The following is a 6,619-nucleotide window of genomic DNA, read 5'->3' as shown; positions in this document are numbered from 1 at the left end:
TTTTCGTCCGAACAGCGTATTTTTAGAAAACTTCAGGTTATGAAGCAACATTTTCTCGGAAAATAGACGCTTATGATTTTTTTATTGATTTATGAAATTCCCCCGTTTTTGGGGGCTAACCATGTTCTCCAATAAAAATTAGAAGAATAAACAGAATGGACACCAAAACAACCAACCAATCATTTACTGCTTTCACCCAGATAAATGCCAGTAAAATTAGGATATCAAAAATAAGCGCAGTCAATACAATGCCAGAGTTCGCTTTAATTTTGTTGCGAAGATGTTTGAAGACTCCCCAGTGGACAATCATATCCATCACAAGGTATAAAATTGCCCCAACTGAGGCAATTCTGCTCAAATCAAAAACAATGGCCAGTATAATTGCAAGTACAACAGTGTAAACCAATGTGTGTCTTTGGATACGACCCGGCATACCAAAGTGTTTATGAGGAATAAGCTTCATGTCTGTCAACATGGCGAGCATACGTGAGACAGCAAAAACACTGGCTATAATACCGGAAATAGTTGCAATAATCGCGATGCCAACTGTAAACCATAAACCATATGCACCAAAAGCTGGTCGTGCTGCTTCTGCTAAAGAATAATCCTTAGCCTCAATAATATTAGTTAAAGGAAGGTTGCTGGAAACAGCCCATGCAGTTAATAAGTAAACAAGCAGGCTTATGAATATGGATGCGACTATCGCTCTGGTTATATTTTTTTTTGGATTAACAATTTCGGATCCACTATTTGTAATAGTTGTAAAGCCTTTAAATGATAAAATTGTCAAAGCAATTGCAGCAACCATGCTTGTTACTGTAGAATCGGGAGAACTGTTTCCACCTTCAGCAGGCGTAAAGGAAAATCCGGCAACCCATAACCCGCCCATTGCAAAAATGACTAAACCGAGTATCTTGAGTAGCGATACAATGGAAGTGAAGGTTTGAATGAAGCTGTTTCCGGAAATATTTACAAGAAAAGCGAAAATTAATAGACTAACCCCTAACACTGGTACAAGGTAACCCGAATCATCAATATTAAATATCTGCAGGGTGTAGGTACCGAATGTTCGTGCTACCAAACTTTGGTTGATCACCATCGAAACAGCCATCAGCATAGCAGCCGAGGCCGTTAATGTTCCTTTGCCATAAGCTTTAACAAGAAACATGGCTATCCCACCTGCAGAGGGGTATTCGTTGCTCATCTTTACATAAGAATAAGCACTGAAGCCTGTAACAATACCGCCTATAATAAACATGACAGGGAACCAGATACCCGCCAGTTCAGCAACTTGCCCCAATAAAGCAAAAATCCCGGCACTAATCATTACTCCTGTCCCTAGACCTATAGCACCTGTGAGCGAAAGACTGTTTTTCTTATATTGGCTCACTATGATCACCTCAACAGTTATATTCAACAGTCGTATTTTTCTTTTTTTGCTTTGTTTATGCAAAAGAATGCCACATTTTTTGTAAATTGGAGATGCCTATTGTCAGGAATATGCAGTTACATGCAAGCTATGTGCAGAAAAGGGTCCGAAGAACGGCCGGCTGATCACTGTCGTAAGTCAGTAATATCATTCCATTAACTCTATTGCTACTTTGTCGTCCTCGTTTCGTGATATCTGGACGGTTTCACCGGGAGTAAGGCAACGGTTTTTCTGCATGTTATGGGGGTTTATTACGGTTATTTCCTTGTTGGAATCAGCAAGTGCAATGTCATTATGACAACGGCTAATATTATCCTCGTCTGGTGCACAGTTTGTATCCGAAAGCACTTGTCCTTTCGTTTTACCCTCAAATTTTCCAGAAGTGAGATTAACGATATAAGTACCATCACCACCATTTTTCTGTAAATCCAGTCCCTTTTCTACATCTTCCTGCGATAACTTATCTCCACTAGTTTGCTGGCTGTCACTGTCTATGGACAAGATGACAACGAGTACAAGTACAATCCCAATTACGAATGAAACAACAATTCCCGTAGCTTTTAACATAATGCTAACCTCCCTCAATAAAAATTAGGAAACCATTCCTGCTGAACAGCTTCCTAACGTTTGTATTACTCTACAACTAATGTCGATTGCATGTCAGCATGCCCTTCGCCACAAGGGACACTGCAATAGACGGTGTATTCACCTGGTTCTTCAGGAGTAAAGGTCGCTTCGCCTTCCCCTTCAATATTTACATCAAATTCATCAATCGCCATACCATGTCTGCCCTCCTCGTTTGCAAGAGAAACAGATACTTCCTCACCGGCAGTTACTGTGTATTTATCCTGATCGAATTCGAAATTGGATGCTGTTATGTTAAGTTCATTGCCGGTTGTTTCCGATGAATCGCTATTAGCACCACCCGTATCACCCGAATTGCCGTTGTCACTTCCGCCGCATGCTGCAAGAAACAAAACCAATCCAAGAGCCAGCACAGTTAATAATCCTTTCTTCACTTTTGACCCTCCTTGACATTACGTTACTTTATTTTTCACTGCTAATTATATTTACTGTGTGTGCATTTTTTATGGAGAAAACGGGACAAAAATTTGAATAAAGATGTCGTGGTTATTTACTTTGAATAATCGGTTCTGAAAAGTTTAGCCCTATAAAAAGAATTGTCAGAATAAACAATAGCAAGTAGGGATGTTTTAAAACGAAAAAGTTCACGGGGTCAGATTGTTTTTGAATCAAATTTTCGGACATATACAAAACAAGCAGTAAAGTCATAGTAGCGATCAATCCCACTATTTTAATGATTGCATCAGGTCTGGTTGCTGCCACCATATCCCCAAGCATAGCCCCCATCATCCCACCCATTAACCCGGAAAGCATACCATCAATGATTGCCGGTAATCCAATAGGTAATCCAGCGAGGAATCCAACTGTTAACCCAATCAATATACCATATAGTGTTGATTCAAATAAATTTCCTTGAAGGAACACGCCTAAGATGGTTCCCATTAAGATGCCAGTTGTCATACCAATCGACATGGATATCACCATTCCATTCATATTCGATAACCGATCATGATAACACGTCATGTAGGTGATGATGATCAACACTTGAATAGTAAACACTCCGATTATGAAAAACAATGCAAAAGACATGTGTTCAACTCCAATCATAAGTTGTCCATAATAATCTATTCACACCAGATTTAAATTATGTTACCCAACGAGGGTATTTAAGTAATAATTCCTTCAAGCAATCCACATTAACTTTCATTTATTTTCCTTATTGACAAATAATACATTAGGGGGGTATGCTATATTTAAAAATGGAAAGGACGTGAGGGGGAGATGGGTGAATATTTGCATGAATATCCGGTAACACCCCGCACAGAAGAGGAGAAAGTTCTATTGCGGGAGTCGGATTACTTGCACCATGGATTGCTGGTGCAGCAATGGCATGAAGTTCGGTAAGTGTTGTTTCGAACTCATTTCGCTTGAAACGTGTGAAAGTATAAAAGACCAATCGAAAGGGGGTGAAAGGATCATGGAGAAAACGTTAAATGTGCAAGGTATGTCATGTGGTCATTGCAAAATGTCAGTCGAAGGTGCATTAAATGAATTAGAAGGTGTATCAGCAGCCGAAGTAAATTTAGAAGCTGGCAAAGTAGGTGTTACGTTTGATGAATCAAAAGTAAATGTTGATGCCATGAAAGAAGCTGTTGAAGATCAAGGCTATGATGTTAGTGCCTAACTATAAACATGAAAAAGCTGGTTTTTTCTGTTGGAAAATCAGCTTTTTCATGTAAAGAATTAAAACAGGGTTAGAAAAAGACCACCATGGTAGTTGATGTCGCCATTGGGATAGCTGCTGGTAAAGTGTTAACGATAAGAACTGTATCATGTAAGCATGGTAACGGTGATAACCAATACAGAATCCGATTTTAAGTAATCCTATAGGCAACCATTTTTGGGCCAATGAGCAATGTCCTTCGAATGTTAAGGAAACAGCCTTTAAAAAAAGAACCCTTGGGTAAAAAAGGGTTCCCGGTTATGATTCCGAGTGGGCTCGAACCACCGACCTCATGCCTGTCAAGCATGCGCTCTCCCAGCTGAGCTACGGAATCGTATGAATTTGAAATAATCGACAAGTATTACTATATATAAATTCTAGGCGGTTGTCAATATTTTTTTGTCGAACTTGTCGAACTGCAAAATCCGTTAGGCCATATTATTGAAAAAACATCGCTTTATAACTGGACGCGTTATAAAGCGATGTTTAACGGTTTGTTTACAAGCCGTTCAGAAAATCAGGTGAAACCTTTCTTTTTGAAGACGCGCTAGGAAGTAGTTGCTCCGCTTTCAACAGGCGATGTATGCCGGATTAAATAATCAAATGCACTTAAAGCTGCTGTTGCACCTTGTCCCATTGAAATGATGATTTGTTTATAGGCACTATTTGTGCAATCACCCGCAGCAAATATGCCGGGGACACTCGTTGCAGCTGTTTTATCGACAACAATCTCACCTGTTTTTGTTCGTTCAATCGAATCGTTTAGCCAATCTGTATTAGGGACGAGGCCGATCTGAACAAAGACACCTTCCAATTTAATGTGATGAACTTTTTCTGTTATACGATCCTTGTACGATATACCATTCACAGTGTCATCGCCGGTGATTTCTGTTGTTTGGGCGTTCGTGATAAACGTCACATTAGAGAGACTGTTAAGACGGTCCAGCAGCACGGAATCAGCTTTTGATTCCGGTGCGAATTCAAGGACGGTTACATGCTTCACAATGCCTGCAAGGTCAATGGCTGCTTCGACACCGGAATTTCCACCGCCGATAACCGCAACATGCTTGCCTTCAAACATTGGACCATCACAGTGCGGACAATAGGCAACACCTTTATTCTTGAATTCTTTTTCACCGGGAACACCTATATTGCGCCAGCGGGCACCTGTGGAAAGAATGGCTGTTTTACTTTGCAGAACAGCGCCATTTTCCAATTCCACTTCGATATGGTCATCTTTTCTCTCAATGTTTGCTGCTTGCACTTGATCCATGACGTCAACATTGTAGTCTTCCACATGGTCGTGAAGATTCCCTGCTAGTTTAGGGCCATCTGTCTGTTTAACACTGATAAAGTTCTCGATAGCATTTGTATCCAGGACCTGTCCACCGACACGGTCGGTTAAAACGCCGGTACGAATGCCTTTACGCGCTGCATAGATTGCGGCACTGTTACCGGCCGGCCCACCGCCAACGACAAGTACATCAAATGGATCTTTGTCTTCAAACTCGGACGCATCAGGGCTATTGCCTAATTCGGCAAGTATTTCTCCAAGCTCCATACGTCCGCTTCCCCACTCTTCTCCGTTTAAAAAGATTGTCGGGACACCCATAATGTTCTTGCTGTCCACTTCATCTTTGAAGGCACCGCCCTCAATCATGGTATGTGAAATACCGGGATTTAAAACGCTCATAATGTTCAATGCCTGTACAACAACTGGGCAGTTGTGGCAGCTTAAACTGACATACGTTTCAAAGTGATAGTCGCCTTCAATATTTTTGACTCGGTCGATGATTTTTTGATCCTCTTTTGGCGGCCGTCCGCTCACTTGGAGCAATGCTAAAACGAGTGATGTAAATTCATGGCCTAAAGGAACACCGGCAAAGGTAATGCCGGTGTCTTCATCTGCACGACTGACACTAAAGCTTGGTGTTCTTGCCAGTTTTGTTTTCTCTATACTGATTTTGGAAGACATTGATGCCAGCTCATCCACTAGTTCTTGCATCTCCCTGGAAACGTCGTCCGATCCGACACTGATTTTCAGTACCAGATCACCCTCCAAAAGCTGCAAATACTGCTCTAACTGTGATTTGATCTCAGTATCCAACATAATTTATCGTGCTCCTTAGATTTTACCTACGAGGTCGAGACTTGGTTTTAATGTTTCTTTTCCTTCTTCCCATTTAGCCGGACAAACCTCTCCAGGGTTGTTTCGAACATATTGGGCTGCCTTGATTTTGTCGATAAGCGTGCTTGCATCACGACCGATTCCATCGGCATTAATTTCCGCAGCTTGGATAACACCGTCAGGGTCAATGATGAACGTCCCGCGGTCAGCCATACCTTTTTCTTCTATCAGCACATCGAAATTGCGGGAAATTTCATGGGAAGGATCTCCTATCATCGTGTAGGTGATTTTACTGATTGCATCAGAGTGATCGTGCCATGCCTTATGAACAAAATGGCTGTCTGTGGATACAGAGTAAACTTCCACTCCGAGTTCCTGAAGGTTGGCGTATTGATTTTGCAGGTCTTCAAGTTCGGTCGGGCAAACGAATGAAAAGTCTGCCGGATAAAAGCAAACCACACTCCATTGACCTTTCAGATCCTCTTCAGTTACCTCAATAAAATCGTCGCCCTCTCTGAAAGCCTGTGCTGTAAATGGGGTTATTTCTTTTCCAATTAACGACATATATATCCTCCTCATTCTTATAATAATGATCATAGCATGTTTATTCTCGCATATTATGAATGAGTTTTCCAAGCTTTAAAACGCAATAATTTGTGAACTTTGTCGTTAATTAGTATTGACAGAGCCTTTACGATTTATTCGAATAACGGAGAAACACTAAAATTCGATCACGGATGCAAGTTGTCACATA

Annotated in this window: 8 protein-coding genes and 1 tRNA gene; 2 read left to right on the top strand and 7 right to left on the bottom strand. The window is 41.0% G+C overall.

Annotated elements, in window-relative coordinates; translation table 11 throughout:
- Nucleotides 1-115: 115 nt before the first annotated feature.
- The 4 genes from IEW67_RS12835 to IEW67_RS12820 form a co-directional block, all read right to left on the bottom strand.
- On the bottom strand, nucleotides 116-1,453 hold the full coding sequence (locus IEW67_RS12835; RefSeq protein ID WP_229671836.1) for an APC family permease: 1,338 nt from the start codon (nucleotides 1,451-1,453) through the stop codon (nucleotides 116-118).
- A 123-nt stretch (nucleotides 1,454-1,576) separates the two neighbouring features.
- On the bottom strand, nucleotides 1,577-1,996 hold the full coding sequence (locus IEW67_RS12830; RefSeq protein WP_188633472.1) for a hypothetical protein: 420 nt from the start codon (nucleotides 1,994-1,996) through the stop codon (nucleotides 1,577-1,579).
- A 65-nt stretch (nucleotides 1,997-2,061) separates the two neighbouring features.
- Nucleotides 2,062-2,448, bottom strand: coding sequence for a cupredoxin domain-containing protein (locus IEW67_RS12825; protein ID WP_188633471.1), 387 nt, complete (start codon nucleotides 2,446-2,448; stop codon nucleotides 2,062-2,064).
- Between the two features lie 112 nt (nucleotides 2,449-2,560).
- Complete coding sequence (locus tag IEW67_RS12820; protein ID WP_188633470.1) at nucleotides 2,561-3,103, bottom strand: hypothetical protein; 543 nt, start codon at nucleotides 3,101-3,103, stop codon at nucleotides 2,561-2,563.
- 192 nt (nucleotides 3,104-3,295) lie between these two features.
- On the opposite strand from IEW67_RS12820, the gene IEW67_RS18355 reads away from it, so the two are divergent.
- Together IEW67_RS18355 and copZ are read left to right on the top strand one after the other, a co-directional pair.
- The gene (locus IEW67_RS18355; RefSeq protein ID WP_268238669.1) at nucleotides 3,296-3,418 is read left to right on the top strand and encodes a hypothetical protein; all 123 of its coding nucleotides are present in this window, start codon (nucleotides 3,296-3,298) and stop codon (nucleotides 3,416-3,418) included.
- Between the two features lie 73 nt (nucleotides 3,419-3,491).
- Nucleotides 3,492-3,698: a copper chaperone CopZ gene (gene copZ, locus IEW67_RS12815; protein ID WP_188633469.1), complete on the top strand. Its 207-nt coding sequence runs from the start codon at nucleotides 3,492-3,494 to the stop codon at nucleotides 3,696-3,698.
- A 300-nt stretch (nucleotides 3,699-3,998) separates the two neighbouring features.
- On the opposite strand, the gene IEW67_RS12810 is transcribed toward copZ, so the two are convergent.
- From IEW67_RS12810 to ahpC, 3 genes are all read right to left on the bottom strand, one after another.
- Nucleotides 3,999-4,071: transfer RNA gene (locus IEW67_RS12810), tRNA-Val, on the bottom strand.
- Between the two features lie 213 nt (nucleotides 4,072-4,284).
- On the bottom strand, nucleotides 4,285-5,850 hold the full coding sequence (gene ahpF / locus IEW67_RS12805) for an alkyl hydroperoxide reductase subunit F (protein WP_188633476.1): 1,566 nt from the start codon (nucleotides 5,848-5,850) through the stop codon (nucleotides 4,285-4,287).
- A 12-nt stretch (nucleotides 5,851-5,862) separates the two neighbouring features.
- Entirely contained in the window at nucleotides 5,863-6,429 is a 567-nt protein-coding gene (gene ahpC / locus IEW67_RS12800; protein ID WP_188633468.1) for an alkyl hydroperoxide reductase subunit C, read from the bottom strand.
- Between the last annotated feature and the right edge of the window lie 190 nt (nucleotides 6,430-6,619).

It is taken from the genome of Lentibacillus kapialis, assembly GCF_014646635.1.
Taxonomy (GTDB): domain Bacteria; phylum Bacillota; class Bacilli; order Bacillales; family Amphibacillaceae; genus Lentibacillus; species Lentibacillus kapialis.
This window is presented reverse-complemented; position numbering and strand designations above follow the sequence as displayed.

Coding starts and splice junctions, on each gene's coding strand:
- IEW67_RS12820 (WP_188633470.1), bottom strand. CDS start 3,103: ATGTCTTTTGCATTGTTTTTCATAATCGGAGTGTTTACTATTCAAGTG.
- ahpC (WP_188633468.1), bottom strand. CDS start 6,429: ATGTCGTTAATTGGAAAAGAAATAACCCCATTTACAGCACAGGCTTTC.
- IEW67_RS12830 (WP_188633472.1), bottom strand. CDS start 1,996: ATGTTAAAAGCTACGGGAATTGTTGTTTCATTCGTAATTGGGATTGTA.
- copZ (WP_188633469.1), top strand. CDS start 3,492: ATGGAGAAAACGTTAAATGTGCAAGGTATGTCATGTGGTCATTGCAAA.
- IEW67_RS18355 (WP_268238669.1), top strand. CDS start 3,296: ATGGGTGAATATTTGCATGAATATCCGGTAACACCCCGCACAGAAGAG.